General features: G+C 37.4%; 13 protein-coding genes, 1 pseudogene and 1 riboswitch. Of the genes and pseudogenes, 4 read left to right on the top strand and 10 right to left on the bottom strand.

The annotated features are described in order from the left end of the window. From MT489_RS20545 to MT489_RS20530, 4 genes are all read right to left on the bottom strand, one after another. Positions 1-504: transposase (locus MT489_RS20545; protein ID WP_244683427.1), on the bottom strand; the 504-nt coding region annotated here is incomplete at its 3' end. 133 nt (positions 505-637) lie between these two features. Then, positions 638-1,870, bottom strand: a complete 1,233-nt coding sequence (locus MT489_RS20540) for an amidohydrolase (RefSeq protein WP_244683426.1) — start codon at positions 1,868-1,870, stop codon at positions 638-640. Positions 1,871-1,996: 126 nt separating this feature from the next. Continuing rightward, entirely contained in the window at positions 1,997-2,710 is a 714-nt protein-coding gene (locus tag MT489_RS20535) for an ankyrin repeat domain-containing protein (protein ID WP_244683425.1), read from the bottom strand. Positions 2,711-2,771: 61 nt separating this feature from the next. Beyond that, entirely contained in the window at positions 2,772-3,656 is an 885-nt protein-coding gene (locus MT489_RS20530; protein ID WP_244683424.1) for a cation diffusion facilitator family transporter, read from the bottom strand. Positions 3,657-4,208: 552 nt separating this feature from the next. On the opposite strand from MT489_RS20530, the gene MT489_RS20525 reads away from it, so the two are divergent. From MT489_RS20525 to MT489_RS20515, 3 genes and pseudogenes are all read left to right on the top strand, one after another. Continuing rightward, the gene (locus MT489_RS20525; RefSeq protein WP_244683432.1) at positions 4,209-4,292 is read left to right on the top strand and encodes a YjcZ family sporulation protein; all 84 of its coding nucleotides are present in this window, start codon (positions 4,209-4,211) and stop codon (positions 4,290-4,292) included. 111 nt (positions 4,293-4,403) lie between these two features. Then, a pseudogene (locus MT489_RS22500) lies at positions 4,404-4,478 on the top strand (YjcZ family sporulation protein); the annotation flags it as partial. A 66-nt stretch (positions 4,479-4,544) separates the two neighbouring features. Further along, positions 4,545-4,715, top strand: coding sequence for a hypothetical protein (locus MT489_RS20515; RefSeq protein WP_244683422.1), 171 nt, complete (start codon positions 4,545-4,547; stop codon positions 4,713-4,715). Between the two features lie 134 nt (positions 4,716-4,849). On the opposite strand, the gene MT489_RS20510 is transcribed toward MT489_RS20515, so the two are convergent. Then, complete coding sequence (locus tag MT489_RS20510) at positions 4,850-5,545, bottom strand: thermonuclease family protein (RefSeq protein ID WP_244683421.1); 696 nt, start codon at positions 5,543-5,545, stop codon at positions 4,850-4,852. A 136-nt stretch (positions 5,546-5,681) separates the two neighbouring features. On the opposite strand from MT489_RS20510, the gene MT489_RS20505 reads away from it, so the two are divergent. Then, positions 5,682-7,115: a phospholipase D family protein gene (locus MT489_RS20505; protein ID WP_244683420.1), complete on the top strand. Its 1,434-nt coding sequence runs from the start codon at positions 5,682-5,684 to the stop codon at positions 7,113-7,115. Positions 7,116-7,267: 152 nt separating this feature from the next. Here MT489_RS20505 and MT489_RS20500 read toward each other — a convergent pair whose 3' ends face one another. The 5 genes from MT489_RS20500 to MT489_RS20480 form a co-directional block, all read right to left on the bottom strand. Next, complete coding sequence (locus MT489_RS20500; protein ID WP_244683419.1) at positions 7,268-8,623, bottom strand: MATE family efflux transporter; 1,356 nt, start codon at positions 8,621-8,623, stop codon at positions 7,268-7,270. A 217-nt stretch (positions 8,624-8,840) separates the two neighbouring features. Next, positions 8,841-11,198: a M14 family zinc carboxypeptidase gene (locus MT489_RS20495; RefSeq protein ID WP_244683418.1), complete on the bottom strand. Its 2,358-nt coding sequence runs from the start codon at positions 11,196-11,198 to the stop codon at positions 8,841-8,843. Positions 11,199-11,295: 97 nt separating this feature from the next. Next, a riboswitch (SAM riboswitch) is annotated at positions 11,296-11,404 on the bottom strand. Between the two features lie 605 nt (positions 11,405-12,009). Beyond that, positions 12,010-16,134 (bottom strand): Ig-like domain-containing protein, encoded by a 4,125-nt coding sequence (locus tag MT489_RS20490; protein ID WP_244683417.1) that lies wholly within the window; start codon positions 16,132-16,134, stop codon positions 12,010-12,012. A gap of 138 nt (positions 16,135-16,272) precedes the next feature. After that, on the bottom strand, positions 16,273-17,583 hold the full coding sequence (locus tag MT489_RS20485; protein WP_244683416.1) for a glycoside hydrolase family 31 protein: 1,311 nt from the start codon (positions 17,581-17,583) through the stop codon (positions 16,273-16,275). A gap of 381 nt (positions 17,584-17,964) precedes the next feature. After that, complete coding sequence (locus tag MT489_RS20480; protein WP_244683415.1) at positions 17,965-19,566, bottom strand: type 2 periplasmic-binding domain-containing protein; 1,602 nt, start codon at positions 19,564-19,566, stop codon at positions 17,965-17,967. Positions 19,567-19,584 lie beyond the last annotated feature (18 nt).

Raw genomic sequence — 19,584 nt, 5'->3', positions numbered from 1 at the left:
CGTCTCTTTCCGTACAACCTTCTTGGCAAACTTCCTTTTGTTCGCGCTTGCCTTTACATGAGTGGAATCAACGAATACGTGCTCCGCACTGATCAATTCTTTTGTGGCAGCTTCTTTCAGGATTTTATAAAAAATCTGTTCAAAGAGTTCACTGTCTTTGAAGCGTCGCTCATAATTCTTCCCGAATGTCGAGAAGTGAGGGACCTTATCATAGAAACCAAAGCCCAGGAACCAACGGTAGGCCATATTTGTTTCGATCTCCTCAATGGTTTTGCGCATTGAACGGATGCCAAATAGGTATTGGATAAATGTCATTTTAATCAAAACGACCGGGTCAATACTTGGGCGGCCGACTTCTGAATACATATCTTCCACAAGTGGATAAATAAATGAAAAATCAATCGCAGCCTCTATCTTGCGAACCAGATGGTTCGCTGGTACAAGTTGGTCAAGAGCGATCATTTCAATTTGATCCCGTTGGAATGAATTATTCTTAGTCAGCATTTTTATCACCTCAGGTATTGGTATATCTATAATTTTATAAAAAAATAGACTGTAGGCAAACCCGACTTTCGTCGAGTTTGTCTACAGTCTGAAACACACGTGGAAACGTGTGTTTTTTTGAAGAGATAAAAAATTAATTTGTATTTTCAAGTGAACCGGAAACTATTTTCCCTTTAAACATTGTGGCTACTCTTTCTGCCCTCCTAGCAATTGTTTCAGCAGAACTTGATGCCTGTACAAAGACCATACTTGCTTCGTCGCCTATCTGAGGCCAAACTTGCTTTCCTTCATCATTGAGCGGAGACTTCCCTCCTGTTATGAATCTTAAGGTTTTAGCTAATGATTTCTCATCTACCCATCCTGAAATCTCTGCTAAACGGCTTGCTCGCTCTAAAATATCACCGTTGCCAAAAGGAGACCATACATCAAAAATATTATCACACCCTACCGCAACGGATACTCCTTTGTCATGCAATAATCCGACAGGTGGAAATTTTCTTGTTAAAGGGACACTCGTTATGATAGTTATACCAGCATCACGCAACAATTCTGCCATTTCAATTGCTTGATTAGGCGGAATATCGCCAAGTGCAAAAGCATGACTAATAGACACCTTTCCTTGTAGACCAGCTTCTATTGTAAGTTGGACAAGTCTCTTCATTGTAAAAATACCAAGGGAATTCGAATCATGTAAATGTAAGTCTATACCTACATTTCCTTCAACAGCAATTTCAACCATTTCCTGTAAAGAAGCTTCTATATCCCCGTCAACTGTACCAGGATCAACTCCACCAACCAAAGTTGCACCTTGGCGAATTGCTTCCTTTACTGCTTCTTTGGCGTTAGTACGCAATAATCCGTGTTGTGGAAAAGCAACTATTTCATAGGATAGCATCTGATCAAAAGTGTTTAACGCATTCTGTACACTTTCTAAATTTTGCAAACCAACCTCCGGATAAATATCTACATGAGTACGAATATGAGTAGCTCCTGCTTTAAGTGAAATACCCAAAAGTTTTTCTGCACGCTCCGTTGTCGTTGTTTTCAAAGCAGGAAGTACCTTTTTTTCAATATCAAACCGTTCAAAGATATTTCGAACAGGGGTTACTCCTCTCCACTTATCACCAAGTAATGTTTTGTCTAAATGACAATGTTTTTCAACGAAGGATGGGAGTAATAACAACTGTTTGGCATCCAAAAATGGTAAATTATCATCGATATCATCTTTAGCCGAAACAATCTTATTTATTTCCCCATCCTTAATAAATAGATGGCAAACTTTAGTCTCTGTTCCAGTAACAATATCATTTTCAACCTGGAACCCGCTTTCTAACTGAGCATTCTTTATCCAAAAAGTAGAATTCATCAAATGTTTATCCTTTCACGAATTATTTAACAGATCGACAATTCATTCCATTACACCAATTACTCTATATTTGGTATATTTACAGTGTTTAATTAGGAACCTATTATCTCTAATTACAGGATTATTTTATTTTGCTCCTGCCTGTAACAGAATTTCCTCAATCGCCTTGAAACCTTTATCTCGGGCATGCTGCAAAGGAGTCACATTATTACTGTCAGGTATGTTCACGTCAGCACCGTGCTCTATAAGTATTTTAACTGTTTGTTGTTGTTTTTCGTTTCCGTTATTTAAAATAATTGCTTCTAATAACGCTGTCCACCCCAAATTATTAACATGGTTAACGTCTATATCTGACCGAGTAAGAAGTTCCATGATTACATCTATATAACCGTGTTCAGACGCTGGAATTAATGCTGTTCCCCCATACCGATTGGTAATGGATGGGTCTGCACCAGCGTCAATTGTAAGTTTAAGAATGTCAATATATCCCTCTGCACCAGCATATAAAAAAGGATTATTTTTCATGTTGTCTTGAATATTAACATCCGCGCCAGCCTCAATGAGAACTTTTGATGTCTCTAAGTCATTGTTATACACTGCAATCATGATAGGAGTTCGTCCTTGTGAGTCCTGAATATTAATATTAACGCCTTCCTTAAGCAGTTTTCTAACTCTACCAGTCTTTTTACCTTCTGTTGCATGTAACAGCTGTTCACTTTTCTCTTCTCTCACGACTTGTTCCTCCTTTTCCTCTTCCTTTGAACCTCGCATATCATTTAAAACACATCCTTGAAGCAATAGGGAAGAACTCAATAATCCGGATATTATCCATTTCCACATATGGGTATCCCCCATTTAGTCTGTTACTCCCGGTTTCTTTTCAAAAGTTTATATATTTCGGTTAGTCTTCTTTTTTAATATTTATTAGACGTTCGTTTTCTGGCTCTGTATGTATTAATACTTGCGCATCAGGAAATTCAAGAACGATATCTTGTTCAATCTTATCACATAACTCATGAGCTTTTTCAATGCTATAGCCTGATGGAACTACAAGGTGAAAATCAATCCATTCACTAGGTCCAGAGCGTCTTGTACGAAAATCATGGAATTCGATAAACTCATTTTTATAAGTGCGAATAATTTTTACTATCAATTCTTCTTCTTCAAGCGATAAACTTGCATCTAATAATGGCGGAAAGGATTCCTTCATTAATTTATTTGCCTCAAAAATAATATATATAGCTAATGCAATCCCTATGATAGGATCTAAAAAGTGCCATCCAGTAATACTTACAAGTAATAAACTGATTGCCACACCAAGTGAAGTGAAAACATCTGTCATTAAGTGGAGAGCATTAGATTTCATTGCCATTGATTTTGTTTTTTCTGCCGTTTTACTAATTGTTTTTGAAACGATGAAATTTACTAAAGCACCAAAAAGCATAACTAGAATTCCTAAGAATGGTAATTTTAATGGTTCAGGATTGATGAGTTTATGAACACATTCGTAAATGATCCATATCCCTGCTATAAATATCAACAAAGTCTCGATTGTTCCAGAAAGATTTTCTACTTTGCCATGCCCATATCGGTGGCTTTTGTCAGCAGGTTTGTTTGAAATTCTTACGGAGAAAAAAGCGATCAGTGAGGCCACCAAATCTAATGACGAATGAATAGCCTCTGATAATACTGCTACTGAACCCGTAAGTACTCCTACTATTACTTTTAAAATAACAATAACTGAATTGCTGATAACTGAAAGAAATGCTACTTTTGCCGAATTCATAAGTACCTCTATATTTTTTATTTGGTACCATGCTAACAAATAGAAGTCGAGTGGGTCTACAGCAACCTTTTTAGTAGTCTCTATAAAAATGTGACAATGCAAATATTGTTTCGCAAAGCCAACTTAGGTCGATATTTATCCAAATTCACAACAGAAAATAATTACTTTCACCAGAATACCTTTTATGGTCTCCCTTAAACTCTCCATAAGTCTATCCACTTTTTCCTAATCAAACTTGGACATTTAATAGATAATTATGACTGTATTAAATAGAAAACCAGTAGGTGATTTTGCTTTTTCCGGCTACTGAATCGTAATTTTATACATTTGTAGTAGCAATACCAGAATTACACTTAGGAATAGATGATAATACCTTATATACAAACACTTTTATTCCACTATTATACTAATTTTAGTTAATTCTATTAGACAAGTGACGATTTTCCTCTCATTTTGCTCGTTTGTCCATCACAATTATTCAAATTTACATACTGTATTTTAAGGGATTGTATTTATATTCTCCCAAATTCTTTCAATGGAGGTGTTTTTTTCATGGGTAATTCATTCGCTTTGATAGTTGTTTTGTTTATTTTGCTCATCATTGTAGGAACTGCTTTCGTTCACAACACTTACTAAATAATTTTGGTGGTTGTTAATTCGTACCCATACTATTTTAACGGAGGTGAATGCTGTATGTCTTGGGGATACGGTGGTTATGGTGGTTATGGCTCAGGGTACTCAGGAGGAGGCACCTCATTTGTATTAATCGTTGTCTTGTTCATTTTATTAATTATCGTAGGAGTTTCTTTTGTGAGTTACTAATATGAAATCACAAGGCAGACTATATTCTGTCCTTTCATTTACTCCGGAATGGAAAGGAGTGATAAAATGCATCCAATCATGAGACATAGAGGAAGACGCGTTGAAATCAGGGATTGCCACGGTAGAGTCCATAGAGGAGTGGTAGACGGATTCTCCTCAGGTGGAGTCTTTTTACGGTCTGCATTTTCAGTAGTATTCATCCCATTTTTCGCAATCGTGTTCTTCTTCCCATTCTGATTGACCAAGGTAAATTTTAACAATACAGATATAACCTTTCAAATCTAATCTCAAGTAAACCTTTTACACTATTTAAATAACAGTCCTTGTGGTTTAGTACCTTTACCTACAACTAAACCACAAGGCTATTAAGCCTACTGCTTAGGAGGGCGAAACCCAGCCTTCACCGCTTCATCTTCCGTACAAAACATCACTTCCGCCTTTGTTTTTTCATACCACTGGGATTCTGGAGTATGATAAATTTTTTCACGGCCAATATTTCCTTTGATTAAGCAGTCCTTCGATTCACTTTCTTTGGAAATGGAATCCATTGTTTCCGGATGAAATCCATCCTCTTGTGCATAGTTCTCAATTTCCCAAATCCCTACCCCATCTTTTTGAGCCTTCTTTTGGATGGCATCAAATTGATCAACATAACGTGTGTTTGGTGGGTATATGTATGCTACTCTTGCTAGGCCTTTCTTCAACAATTCCTCTTGAATCATTTTTCCATCCACATACACGTAGGCTAACAATCGTCCATATTTATCTTGATTCGGACCAATATCGAACTCTAACTCTATCTTTTTTCCCTTTTCTACTAACCTACTAGTGAAATCTTTAGCTTCTTGTCCAAAAGGCTGTTCACCTAGACGCGGATGGGCTGTTTCTGGACTATCTACTAACAGAAATCTCACCTTTTGCTCACTGCCATTATACATAACGGCAATGGTATCGCCATCAATTGGCTTTGTTAACGAAACTTGAACCCTATTATTTGTACTTTGAGAGCATCCTGCGATAGTAAAAATCAAAACAAATATTAAAAAGGAAGATAAAAATCTAGACATAAATTAAACCTCTCTTATCACTTCTATCCAAATTAACATATTAACAATCTATAACAATTAAAACAATATAAGCCCCTTCATTGTTTTTCAAAATGATTATTCGGGAATAAGACGAATACTAGAGAGGGGAAGCAAGATGCCAAAAAGATATAAAAAAGGAACTTTAATAGCATGTCTTCTATTATTCTTAAGCTTTTATATAGGAACCATCTACTATCATGAGAATAAGCCTTTGCCAAAAGGAGTCTCTTACGAAGGAGACGTTCACTATTTACAAGAGAATCAAGTGCAGTTTTTATATGATTTAACATATAAAAAAGGTACAGAAACAAAACATGAACAAGAGATTTTTGAAGCTGTTTTTCAAGCGATTAAAGACGCTGAAAAGTTTATTGTCCTGGACTTCTTCTTATTCAATGATTATTACAATCGTGGATTACATTTTCCTCAACTAAGTTCCACATTAACGAAAACTCTGATAGAAAAAAAGAAGAGCAATCCTAATATTGAAATAGTGTTAATCACGGATGAAATTAATACATCGTACGGTTCTCATAAAAATGAAGAGTTTGAAAAGCTAGAGGAACATGGCATTAAGGTTTTGCTAACAGATGTTGATCCACTCAGAGATTCAAATCCTTTATATTCCGCGATATGGCGAATGTTTTTCCAATGGTTTGGTCAAGAAGGTAAAGGAACTCTTCCTAACGTGATGGCCGACAAAGCTCCGGATATGACACTTCGCTCTTATCTTAAATTACTTAATGTCAAAGCCAATCATCGAAAAACGGTTGCCACAGATAAGAAGGCACTTATTTTGTCTGGCAATCCCCATGATGCAAGTGCTTATCACTCGAATATTGGATTTGAGTTAGAAGGCCCAATCATAGAAGATATGTTAAAGTCAGAGCAAGCTGCAGCTAATTTAGCAGGAGGGTATGTCTTGCCTAAATATAAAGGAAAGAGTGAGGCTGGTGATATAGCTGTACAGCTGTTAACTGAAGGAAAAGTAGCAAACAAGGTGATTCAATCACTTAAAGAAACAAAAAAAGATGATCAAATTTGGATGGCTATGTTTTATCTAGCAGAACGAGATGTAATAGAAGAATTGCTGGCGGCAAGTGAACGCGGAGTTAAAATCAATTTAATTTTTGACCCAAATGAAAATGCGTTTGGCTCTAAAAAATCTGGACTACCGAATCGACCAGTCGCTCAGGAGTTGAATGAAAAGTCGAAAGGAAAGATCCAGATTCGCTGGTATAACACAGGACAAGAGCAATATCACCCTAAGTTGCTTTATATTAAAAAACCAGATAATGTTACGATCATTGGGGGCTCCACAAATTTTACACAGCGAAATATGGATGACTATAATTTGGAAACGGATATTAAGATTGAAGCGAAAACTGATTCTCGCCTTGCTAAAGAGATGGACGAGTATTTTAGCCGACAATGGAACAACAAAGACGGTGAGTTTACGTTGGACCTTGAAAAATATCAAAATCCGCTTACTACTATGCAAAGAATAGTTTATTTAGTGCAGAAGTTATTATATTTTACAACGTATTAAGCGTTGTTATAGTAACACCACCAAGACTGTAGACAAACTCTTGCATCTTGCGTTGCTAGCTTTGTATGACAGGTATTTCCAAGTCAGTCTGAGAGAAAGAGCTTTTTTAAAATAGGCGGTGTTGCAGCAACACCGCCTTCCTATTAAATAAATCAAGACTTCGCTGCTTCTAATTCTGCTGTCTTTTGTTCCCATATTCTTGATTTCCATCGTCTCATTAAAATAATTCCCCTCACCCATTCGTCTACAACAAAACCTATCCAAACTCCAATTAACCCCATTCCAAAATGAATGCCGAGTATATAAGCAATAGGAACACTAATGAACCACATTCCCAAAATAGCTATTAAAACGGGATAATTTACATCTCCAGCCGCTTTAAGTGAGTTATTAAATACGAGATTAAACGCGCGACCTGGCTCCAGTAATAATGTTAATAGAAGGATAGAAGATCCGAGCATAACAATGTCTGGGCTGTTGGTAAAGATTTTAAGAAGAGGTTTGGAAAACATGAAAAATATCCCAGCTACACAGAATACTACTAAAGCAGCTATTTTATAAATGTGCATACTTTGCGCGTATGCAGCATCCATTTTTCTAGCACCAATTTTACGGGAAATGAGAATTAACGTTCCTTGCCCAAGAGCCCCTGCAAACATCGTGATGAAGGCCCTTAAATTAGTTGTATATACATTCGTCGTTAATGCCGTAGTTCCAATTATGGCAATAAAAACAGTGATGACGACCATTTGTAAGTTCCATGCGATCGAGTCAACAGATGAAGGAATTCCGATTTTAAGGAGATTTTTCACGTGAAGTTTAGGAAAACGGAATAGTTTACTTAAAGGAATGGACTCTCCAATCCATTTTTTTAAGATAACAAAAAGGACGATTGTTCCGATGAAACGACTTGCAACGGTCGCAATTGCTACCCCTTTTACACCGAGCACCGGAATACCGAAAGGACCAAAAATAAATAAATAGTTTCCAATTATATTGAGGATGTTAGCTCCCGTCATGACATACATGACTTGCTTTGTAAGTCCGTGTCCTTTAATGACCGCTGACACTGTTAGCATTAAAGATTGGATGAAGGTGAAGCCACCGATAATAACTATATAGATAGTCGCATCTTTCATCAGTTCAGCAGGCAGCCCCATTATTCGTAATATATCTGAAGCAAATAGGACTAAAACCAGACCTAGTAATAAACCAAACAAAAAATTAAGCGAAATGGACACACGAGTAATTTCTGATACACTAAATTCGTCTTTTGCCCCTACATAACGGGATACTAGTATCGTCGTACCAATCGTCACCATACTACACAGCATAATTGTCATCGCGAGGATTTGATCGGAAAAGCCAACCGCCGCAACGGCATTATCCGAATAATGACTTAACATGAAAGTATCAGCAATTCCCATTAACCTCAACATCAGGATTTCAATTAATATTGGCCAAGCAAGTGCAAATAAAGCTAATGTCTGAGCCTTTTTAGTTTCCATAAAATCCCCCTCAGTAATCTATCCATCCATTTTTTAACATATGCTCTAATTTTAATGGTCAACTTTTTATAAAAACAGTCTGAAAATTTATTTATTTGTGTGTTATACTTAACTTAGGAAATAAAAATACAAGCGAGCTGCCGCTAAACAATGGCAACTCGCTTGTTTCATTCTTATTCAACTAATGAGATTAAACGCCGATTCCTCCGTTTACGAACTATTCACTAAAAATAGCGTTGGAAAGTAATCTAAATAAGTAGTCTGTGTGATTTCTAAAGCCTGCTTCTAATCCGATTAATGTTACGGGAGCTTCTTTCTCAGTAACGATGACTGCTTGACCTCTTGCAGATTCTCTGTTTTTCCAATGTCCAGAGAGAAAGAAATTTTCTTCTTGATCAAAAGTGGCAAAGACTTCGGTTTCTTCCGTATTGGAGTACCAAACCGGTCCATATACAAATCCGATATCATCTTGTCCATAACCAGCTGTTATCCCTTTACCTTTGTAATCAATCCGCACGATACCATTAGAACTTGAAGATCCAGTATTCACATCCACAGCGGTTAGTCCTAGAGACCTTGCAACTCTTGATGCACCAGATCCTATCGCGATATATTGTCCATTTTGCTCAATAAACTCATATACATTCTGCTTAAATTTATTGTACTCTTCTTCGTTTGCTAGTCCAAACTCTTTATTCGCTGTACTATTATTGAAGGATACTAGATTAGCTGATCCACTGTAAATGAAGGTATCATATCCCGATAAGCCAATGTTCGCTACTTCTCTTGGATGTAATTCGGTTATTGAAAAACCGAGACGTTCAAGGGCAAGTTTCGTACCTGAATGTGACTGTACCTTCCCGAGTCCCCCATCTTTTAAAATAGCAACTTTCTTTTTAGTTACGGTTTTTGATTGTTTTGGAATTGAAGTTGTAACAAGATCAAGACCAGAAGCTTTTGCAGCTTTAACAAGGTCAGATGTTTTCTTTTCTACGTAATAGTTCCCTTCCTCATCCCTCAGCACCGGAATGTCTATTTGAAGTAACTGATTCACGAGAGAAACAGCATTTATAGAAGTGTTTGGAATTTTATAAGGTCCATTGCCATTAAGCGATCCTTTTGATCTAATCTCGTTAACCTTGTCGCTTTTTACGTTTGGTTTTAAATTTGTTTCAATTACTTCAAATCCCCATAGTTCAGGAAGACCCCAGGAAGATATGTCATACATGGCGCCGATATCCTCGGTAATATCTTCGCCATCCCAAAGCAGTACGTTCGCAACAGACGCTTTCGCCTGTCTGCCTGAAATTAAGTACGTACCTTTTTCGTAACGAATACCATCCGACTTGAATGCTTCTTTTGCTTGCATTACTTCAACATCATTTGCAAGCAAATGCTGAACAGCTTTTTCAGTAACGGTTGGGTCTTCTTTCTTTAGAGGTAATATATATGCTTCGGGATACTTTTCTTCTTCATAATTTGGATGATGATTATTAACACCTCTCTGATATACTTCTATCTGATCTTCCAGCATGTCTTGTTTATAATCAACTGCAAATTTAAGAGCACCTAATACTGCATCCACATGCCACTTAACACCATCTAAATCATTGGTTGGAGCTTCAAGAGTATAACCGTATGCCCCGTGAAGCATCGCATAGGCAGGAGTATAGATTGGCGGATACACATCCCAACCTTGACTTGAATCTCTTAATGGAATATGTGTCCCTTCCATCGTTTTATATAACTCAGTTTTATAGGAATCTCTTTGACTTACCAGTTCCGCTTCCATTGCTTCTGCCTGCTGATTCATCCAATTATACAAAAGATCATATTCATAATTTGGATTGTGCGGCGGTGTACCAGGCAGGATCAGCCCTGGGTGTTTTTCGATGCCTCTTTGTTTCACATAACCATGAAGATCTAAAAGCACTAATGGATTCAGCTCTGTAATTTGCTTAACTACAGCTTGTGTTTCAGGTTGAGACTGGGTAATAAAATCACGGTTAAGATCAATTCCCTCGCCATTAAAACGAGTGGCTTCAATGCGACCATCTGGATTAGCATTTACATTGATAATTAACGTGAAGTTATTAAGAATTTCCAGTGTCTCCGAATCATTTTCAAAACCAAAACGCTCAATTAATCTTAGTGCAGCATCTGTTCCCACAAATTCAGTTCCATGTATAGATGCGTGTATTAGAATAGGTGGCTTCACATCCGGATTTTTAGATAACCATTTCTGTGCTTTATCAGGATCGTCACTCATCAATTTTCGCAAAGACTGATACGAGTCATTCTTTGATTGATTCGTAATCGTAACTGTATACAGATCCTTTCCAGTTGAGGATGCTCCAGTCACCTCAAGACTTACTCTTTTACTCCTCTTGTCAAAATCTTGGAGCTGCTTTCGAAGATCATCAAATACAACATAATCATAATGTTCTGAGTTGAAAAGACTTTGCTTTCTCTCAGATGAGATGGTCTCCTTCGTCCCGACTGCCAATACACCCGTTGGCAGGGATGTCCCAATGAGTGCGACAATTAGCAACACCGACAATAAAACTTTTTTCATGTACTCCACTCCTTCAATGAGATTTACAAGAATAAAAATAAAAAACCTCTTTCAAAGAGAAAGAGGCATAGCATCACAAACAAAGTGACCGACTCCCCTCTTATCTCTCAGCTACTGCTGCAAGATTTAGCACCTTGACTAACCAAAATAGTTAGCCGGTTGCCGGGCTTCATCGGGCTTGTCCCTCCGCCTGCTCTTGATAAAAGAGTATTTCTATTAGATTACTTGTATTAAATCCCAATTATAGAAATCTTTTTTACTAAGTCAATGACTTTTAGTTAAAATAGTTATATAGAACCAACTAATTTTCAGCTATCTAAATCGAAAATACTACAGCAAAGGACTTTAGAAGCCTATTTTTTATTCCTCATTTTTGAAAAAGGAAGTCTCCACTGTATATATGAAAATATTCTTAAAAACGTTATATATTCAGCTTTTTGATATAATGAAATTTTTTACGTTAAAGGGATGGATTCATACAAGAAATAATAGAACAGTTGTAAAGGGATGTAATTAAAGATGTGGATTGGTAGATTTATATAAAGAGTTAGAAATAAGTATGTAGCCTGTTCACATAAAATATAAAAAGGGCATTCCATTGTCACATTGACTTCGGAATAGCCCTTTTTCACTATTTCAAAAACCTGCTAAATGCTAGAGTAACTGCTGAACGAGAATTTAACCCGACTGAACGGGAATAGAGTCATCTTGAGGGAATTAGACCCGACCCAACGGGAATTGAACCTACTTAAACGGCAATTGAACCCGCTCTAAAGGGGATTGATTCTCCTAGCGTCATGCTAATATAATTTTACTCTTTCACAATAAAATGGATATTATAAACTACTCTTCTCTTTCCATCCTCTGATCGAGCAATTACCTTAGTCGTTCCAGGCGCTGTTACAGTTGGTACGACTGTAACACCTGTGTTATCTTGACCTATAGCAGAAACGGCAGGTACTTCATTTCTATCAACTTCGACTGTTAATTCAAATGTATCTCCGACTTTATTGAAGCGCTCTAAAATGCTTTCCTCATTCAATATAATGTCCGATACCTTAGGTTCACTAAATGCAGCTGCCCACTTGGAGAAAACTTTCATCTCGGTTATGGCTATGCCCTTTACAGGTTTAGCTACCATGTTAACGCGAATTGCCGAAGTTTTAACTAAATCAAAAGTATACACATTTGATTGACGCAAAGCTGGTTCCGGAAGTTCACTTACAAAATTGGATACATCTTTCCACTCACCACATGACTTATATTGGACTGTGAATGCAGCCGGATAGGAATTTTTTTCATCTTCAAACCAATGGATTTCGACGTTGTCCACAAAAAATTCTTCCGGCTCGAAATCCCCAAACGTAATTGAGACCCAGTCACTGGATCGTGATTCTTGCTGCCAATTTGTCCAACGATTGTGAGGTTCTGATTCATAGGAAATAACATCATCGTGAATGGCTTCAACACGGTCTGATGATTCTGGATTCGTAAAAGACGCTTCCGCTTTTGGATAATCATAACCGTTCTTAGCCCTGCCGATATTGTGTTGTCCCCCAATTTTTTCAGTCACTCGAATGGTTGCCGATGCTTTTAACTCGGTTCCACTGACCGTACCTAAAATCTTAAATTCTCCAACAGCATGAACGTTCTCCTGTGGGGCTTCCTCCCAAATCACATTCGTCTGTTTCTCGGTTCCATCACTGAAATAGACAGTCACTGTTTCAGGCATCTCAGGCAGCTGATTCTTCAAGACAGCCATGGTCACATGTTCAATAGCAACAAGCCCTCTCACATTCACATTTGCTACAGCTTGAATATCCGTATTATTTACCTTTCCATGTACAGTAAATATCCCTAACTTCTGACAAGAAGCTGGATCAACCTCTTCCCAATCAACTTCAACATCCCTTGGAAGTCCCCTGTTATAATGAGCAACAATTGTTTTTGGTAAATGCGGTTTCTCACCTTGATCTACAATAACAGTCACTGACTCTAGTTTCTGAATGAATTTTTCAGTCGGATTCTCTTCAATCATAATCTTAATTTCCGCTGTTCTAACGGTAACACCTTTAAATAATAACGTTGCAGAAATTTTGACTTCCCCTTCAGAAAGGGCGTATAACTTATTTCCAACAAACTTGATTTTATCGTTGTCAAAATGGTACTGCACCTGAGCATCTTTTACATCGAAGCCATCTCCATTATCAAGCTTGCCTTTTATTTTCAGATCAATCATATCGTCTTCAACAATAGATTTATTTTCTATTATCAATTCTGCTGATACGAGTGTTGGATTTTTGTCTCTACCAACAAGATTATACTCAATTTTGCTATTACCATTTTCAAATGTGACGTGAATTTCAGCGATATCTACTATGATTCCCTTTACAACAGAAGAAGTGTAATTCCAATCAACGCTTCTAGTTGCCACCGTTCCATCGCCATAAAAAATAGTAGCTTCCGTTGGCAATTCAGTATTTGAAGGTTCACCAATCAAGTCAACACCAACTATCGAGCGTGTTTCCTCTTCGGCAGGTGATGCAGTAAATACTCGAACTGAATCACTCTCAAGCCCTTCAGAATAAACACTAAATGTAATCTCTCCTGAATTTTTCGCAGACTGAAGGATTGCCAATGCTTTACCACTAAAAGCTTTTCTCTTGTTATCTTTGAATCTCTCAACACTAGCTGCATCACCATTGTCCACACCTGCAAGGACACCGTCCCCCGATATTTCGAACTGAACAAGGTTATCAGCTGAAGGCACAAAGTTTCCTTCAGAGTCTACAACGTCAACCGTAATAAAAGCTAAATCAGTACCATCAGCCTTAATCACACGTCGATCGGCTGTTAATCTTACGGCCGCAGGTTCACCAGCTGTTACCACTTGATCTCGAGCAACCACTTCACCATTACAGTCTTTTGCTACTGCCTCTAATTTGCCTGCTTTAAAAGGTACAGCCCACTCTAAATACGTTTTTCCTTCGGCTGTTTCTTTATAGGAAGATCCCCATGAAGTCTTTTTCAACTCATAGCAACTCTCGCCTAAAGACTCTCCATTTAAAAATAATTCAACTTTATCCGCATTTGTATAGGCTAGTACGCGCACCGTTTCGCCTTCGTTCCAGTTCCAATGCGGAAGCAAATGTACCATCGGTTCTTTTTTCCATTGGCTTTGATAATAATAGAAAACATCCTTCGGAAAACCTGCTGTATCCACTGCTCCAAAGTAGGAACTTTTTGCCGGATACGTATTGTAGTAAGGTGTCGGTTCTCCAATATAATCAAAGCCAGTCCAAATAAATTGACCAGCAATATGTTTTAAATCACGATCATATCTCCAAGCATCTTCAGCTGTTCTCCCCCAGGCTACATAATCATTATCATAGGAGGATTGCTGTAAGTCGTCATAATGTGTGTTCAAGTTATAATCGTATGGATGTGAATACACTCCGCGTGAGCGAGTTGCAGAAGACGTTTCGGCCCCGTACAATTTCCAGTTAGGGTTGTGCTCATGATAGCCGGCATAGTTATTCTCACTATAATTAAAACCAATGATATCCACAGTATTAAAAATTTCTTCTATATGAGGATTAATGTCTGTAACATTGACCTTGTCTCCACGTGTCTTATCTTCCCCAATTGTTGTAGGACGCGTTGTATCAATTTCTTTTACCCAACTCACTAAATTTTTAGCGATGACAACTCCATTTTCGCTTGTCGTATCATAGATTTCGTTTCCAATTGACCACATGATGATACAAGGTTCGTTTTTCCCACGATCAACCATTTCTTTAATGTCATGTTCAGCCCATTCGTTAAAAAAGCGTCCATAATCATATGTTTTTTTCGATAAAGCCCAACAGTCAAAGGCTTCTTCAATCACTAATAGACCTAACCCATTGCATATTTCAAGAAGTTCAGGTGATGCAGGATTGTGTGTTACCCGAATGGCATTAGCACCCATGTCCCTCATGATTTGCATTTGTCTTTCAACCGCACGTTTATTCGTAGCTGCACCAAGCGCACCGAGATCGTGATGCATACAAACACCATGCAATTTCATATAGCGCCCATTTAATGAAAACCCTTCGTTTGCATCAAATTCAAAGTAACGGACACCAAAAGGCGTTTCATATGTATCTACAATTTTCTCTCCAACCAATACTTCAGAAATTAATTTATATCTATATGGGTTCTCGAGATCCCAGAGTATTGGGTTTTCAATTTCAGTATTATCTTCAAACTGTAAGGTCTCTCCAGTTGTACATACTTTTGAATCGGACACGATTGTTGAAACGACTATCCCATCTTGGTTTAAAATCGTCGACTGAACCTTAATTTCTACTGCATCCTCTGAAGAATTCTTCACCTTCGTTTTGATGTTGATATCTGCTCGACCTTTTTCATAAGCCGTTTCTAATTCAGGTGTCGTAACGAAAGTTCCATACCTTGCTACATGAATTGGATTTTTTGCAGTTAAATGGACATTTCGATAAATCCCACTTCCAGAATACCAACGGCTGCTTGGCTGAGTATTATCCACTTTTACAACAATGACATTTTCTTCATCCATCCGAAGTTTATCGGTCAAATCATAAGAAAAAGCATTGTAGCCAAATGGATAAGTTCCAAGCACCTCTCCATTTAAATACGTTGTACTGTTCATATATACACCATCAAAATCGATGGATATACGTTTTCCTTTCATTGATTCAGGAACGGTAAAGGTCTTTCTATACCAGCCAATTCCCCCATCCAAAAATCCACCTTCATGTGTCGCTGGCGAATCAGGATTGAAATCCAACTCGATACTCCAATCATGAGGTACGTTTATAACTCTCCATGAGGAATCATCAAACTCAGGACGATATGCTTCAGAAAGATTTCCTTCTAGTTCTCTTTGAAAACGCCAATTTTCATTAAAATTCAATGCTATTCACCGCCAAAAATAGTTAATATATCAATTCAAGCAAAAGACCTTGGAACCTACCTTGGCTTCCATAATGAACACTTCTCTGTTCAAGGTCTTCTAACTTTCTAACGCTATGCTGATTATCTACTAGTCAAATTATGATATTTTCCGATACCAAGGCAATCTGGAAAGTGGGGCGTCAACCTCTTTTTCACATGGTCCTTCCACAACACTTCCATCATCACCTTTCCATAAACCTACTGGAAAATGAATAAGTCGTTTTATCATACCTTTTTTGACAACAGGAGCAACTAAAATATCGTTTCCTAGCATAAATTGATCTTTTATATTCGTTAATCCTTGATTTGGAAAACTGTATTCCATATGACGAATAATCGGCTCACCAGTCTCCGCTGCATGATTTGCCAAGGCTAAAATTTCTTCGCCAAATTGATGATGAAGATTGGCAGCTTCAAGGCAGTATTGGGAATGTTCTTGATCTAATACACGCCAAGGTGCTGCTGAAAATTGCATCATCGGGAATAATGCAGAACATTGTGCATATCGAACAAATAACTCTTGATCCAAGTTTTTAGAGTTGGCTAGAAAGTTTTGATATTCTCCTCCACCAATCATATCTGGGCATGTAAATGCATAGCCCATTAAGCCTTGGGCTAGTCCGTTTGGAATCAATGATCCTAAACCACCTTCGTCCCAACTATGTGCTTTATCACATAATCTTTGCCCGATTGCTTTACCAGCCATTTTCCAACAAGCCCGAAATTCATTTAGAGAATATTGGAGACCTAATCTTGCAAAGTATTCTGCATGCTCATTGGCATGTATAGATTCTGCACATTGATCATCATTTCGATAATATACTGAATCACCAGCATCAAATTTAAAACCATCAATTCCGTATTCATTCATCAATGTGTCAAGCTGCTCTTTATACCAAGCAATTGTATCAGGATTTGTAAGATCGAGAATAGCACTGTAACCGTTCCACCATTCACGAATCGCCGGGCTTCCTTCTTTGTTTTTAATTAAGAGGCCTTTTTTAGCTAAATAGCGGTAGGTGGCACTATCAGGACTAACAAAAGGACAAGTCCACAACATTACCTTGAAGCCAAGCTCATGCAATCTTTCCACCATTTTTTTCGGATTATTAAATCGCTTCGGATGAAATTGCCATACGCCATAATCCTCTTGCCAATTATCATCAATCATTAAAATTCCAGGAGGCATACCGTTATTAATAATCGCTTCGGCATATTCAAGAATTTTTTCCTCCTCTTGATCGTACATCAACTCTATCCAAGTATTATATTGAGGTGCTGTAAACATTAATGGCTCAGGTATATTGCCATCAGGCGGAAAATATTGTTGCACAGCAGCGTATACTTCTCTCAAATCCTGATGGCCCTCACCTTTGATTATTTCACCTGAACAGTTATCAATTTTCAAGATTCCTTCTGTAAATTCGAAATCAAATGGTTGTTCAGACCATACATATCTTCCCTTACTAGAAAGAAGAATAGGGTTTGCTTGGTTTTGAGTATTGACTGGATTCAGCTTTCTATTAAACTCCTATTCTCCAAATGGCATTGAAACACCATCTGAGACCGTCCCTCCCCACCAATATTCATTTTCAAGCAATTCTATACTAATCTGCTTATTCATAACATCACTCCTAGTCTTAATATTCTTTCATGATTTTTTGTCCTGAACAACTGCCAATGGACATATGGATAAACAAATTTCATTTACCACTCGAAAATTAAGCTCAAATATATATTACTTTTAACAAAGGCTAGCCACATATATGGCTAGCCTTATGTTTAAGTTTTAGTTTTTATCTTGATACTCCGGCCAAATGTATTTTACACCTAGACGTTCTTTGGCTTCTTTGAATTCTTTATTTTGGTATTCATATAACTTCTCAAAGCCAAGTTTTTCTTGGTCTTTAATCATCTTTTCATACTTTTTATCCACATCAGCACCTGATTTGGCTAAAATCATTTCCGCAACTGCTTTACCTGTAAAATCATCAACTTTTACTTTAATACTGGACTCAGGAGTTCCACCCTCAATCCTTGTTGCTTCATAGGCCAAAGCGTTATAACTAAACGAATCGAAGTGTTCTGATCCTTCTTTAATATACTTTTCATATGGTGTCTTTGGTTCCGGCATCGTTCTTGCAATTGGAAGCCAAGTCATGAACCACTCGAAGGTATCCATTCCATACTTTAACTTTGCCTTTTCATAATCTTCGTCAACCTCTTTTTTCACATCAGGAAGATATTGTACATTTCCTTGTTCATCATAATCCCATGTAATTCCTTTTGGACCATACTTGGCATTAATAGACATTTCATCTGATGATAAAAACTCAAACGCCTTGACGATTTTTTCTTTATACTTAGAATTAGCATTAATTGAAGTCATTGTCCAACCAGAAAGGGAATTAGGCAAAATGTATAAGTCACCATTAAAGTGATCTCCCTTAATTGGACCAATAGGAGTGAAACTTGCATTTGGATCTGCTTCAGGAAGGGCCCGTGTTTTGGAAGCAACTCGTCCACCGGTAAAAGCAAATACAGCCCCTGCAGCAACCTTTTCACCAATTTGGTCTTCAGTTAGCGTTACGCTATCCTCTGGCAATAAACCCTCTCTGTATAACTCATTTAGGAATTTTATTGCTTCTAAATTAGCTTCTGATCGCTTAATTAAATTACCTTCTTCATCTTCTACTTTACCAGCTCCGAAAAACTGTGCAATATCACTCGTAGAAAAATAAGCTGGGATTACTTTAAAACCGTTATATTCAAGATTTGCTTCTTTCACCTTTTTTAAAGCAGCAATGGTTCCTTCTTTTGTTTCGAAATCCTCTTGTTTAATTCCTAATTGTTCCATGATATCAGCTCTTGCATACATAGCTGTATGTGTTGAAAATGCATCTCCTTCTTGCATTTTCTCTTCTGGGTAAAAGAAATTAACAAACCCATAGAAATGTCCATCTTCGTTTCTAAACCAGTCTTGCATTGACTGCGGAACATCATATGAAGGCGCATATTCTTTGATTAATTCATCAAGTGGTGCAAGCATGCCTGAATTCTCAAGCATTTTTCTTTGTGGTGCTGAATTTCCTACTGTAATCATATCTGGAAGTTGATTACTAGCAATCATCGCGCTTAGCTTCTCTTCATTACCAGTAGTGATTTTAAATGTTAACCCTGTATTTTCTGTTATTAACTTATCCAATGCATTATTGACTGGATCCCAATTTCTATTATACCAATCAGCAGCAATAAACCATTCTACTTCAGTTGGCTTTCCTTCTCCATCTTGAGAATTAGCTTCATTCGATGGTTTTGAACCTGACTTACATCCTGATAATGCAGCAGTAAGTAATAATACTAAAATAATTGACCATACTGTTTTCTTCATAATAATCCCCCTTTTATT

This window comes from Lederbergia wuyishanensis, from assembly GCF_022900255.1.
In the GTDB taxonomy this organism is placed as follows: Bacteria; Bacillota; Bacilli; order Bacillales; family Bacillaceae_C; genus Lederbergia; species Lederbergia wuyishanensis.
The sequence above is the reverse complement of the archived record's forward strand: the minus strand, read 5'-3'. Positions and strand labels throughout refer to the sequence as shown.

Coding starts and splice junctions, on each gene's coding strand:
- MT489_RS20540 (WP_244683426.1), bottom strand. CDS start 1,870: ATGAATTCTACTTTTTGGATAAAGAATGCTCAGTTAGAAAGCGGGTTC.
- MT489_RS20535 (WP_244683425.1), bottom strand. CDS start 2,710: ATGTGGAAATGGATAATATCCGGATTATTGAGTTCTTCCCTATTGCTT.
- MT489_RS20530 (WP_244683424.1), bottom strand. CDS start 3,656: ATGAATTCGGCAAAAGTAGCATTTCTTTCAGTTATCAGCAATTCAGTT.
- MT489_RS20525 (WP_244683432.1), top strand. CDS start 4,209: ATGGGTAATTCATTCGCTTTGATAGTTGTTTTGTTTATTTTGCTCATC.
- MT489_RS20515 (WP_244683422.1), top strand. CDS start 4,545: ATGCATCCAATCATGAGACATAGAGGAAGACGCGTTGAAATCAGGGAT.
- MT489_RS20510 (WP_244683421.1), bottom strand. CDS start 5,545: ATGTCTAGATTTTTATCTTCCTTTTTAATATTTGTTTTGATTTTTACT.
- MT489_RS20505 (WP_244683420.1), top strand. CDS start 5,682: ATGCCAAAAAGATATAAAAAAGGAACTTTAATAGCATGTCTTCTATTA.
- MT489_RS20500 (WP_244683419.1), bottom strand. CDS start 8,623: ATGGAAACTAAAAAGGCTCAGACATTAGCTTTATTTGCACTTGCTTGG.
- MT489_RS20495 (WP_244683418.1), bottom strand. CDS start 11,198: ATGAAAAAAGTTTTATTGTCGGTGTTGCTAATTGTCGCACTCATTGGG.
- MT489_RS20480 (WP_244683415.1), bottom strand. CDS start 19,566: ATGAAGAAAACAGTATGGTCAATTATTTTAGTATTATTACTTACTGCT.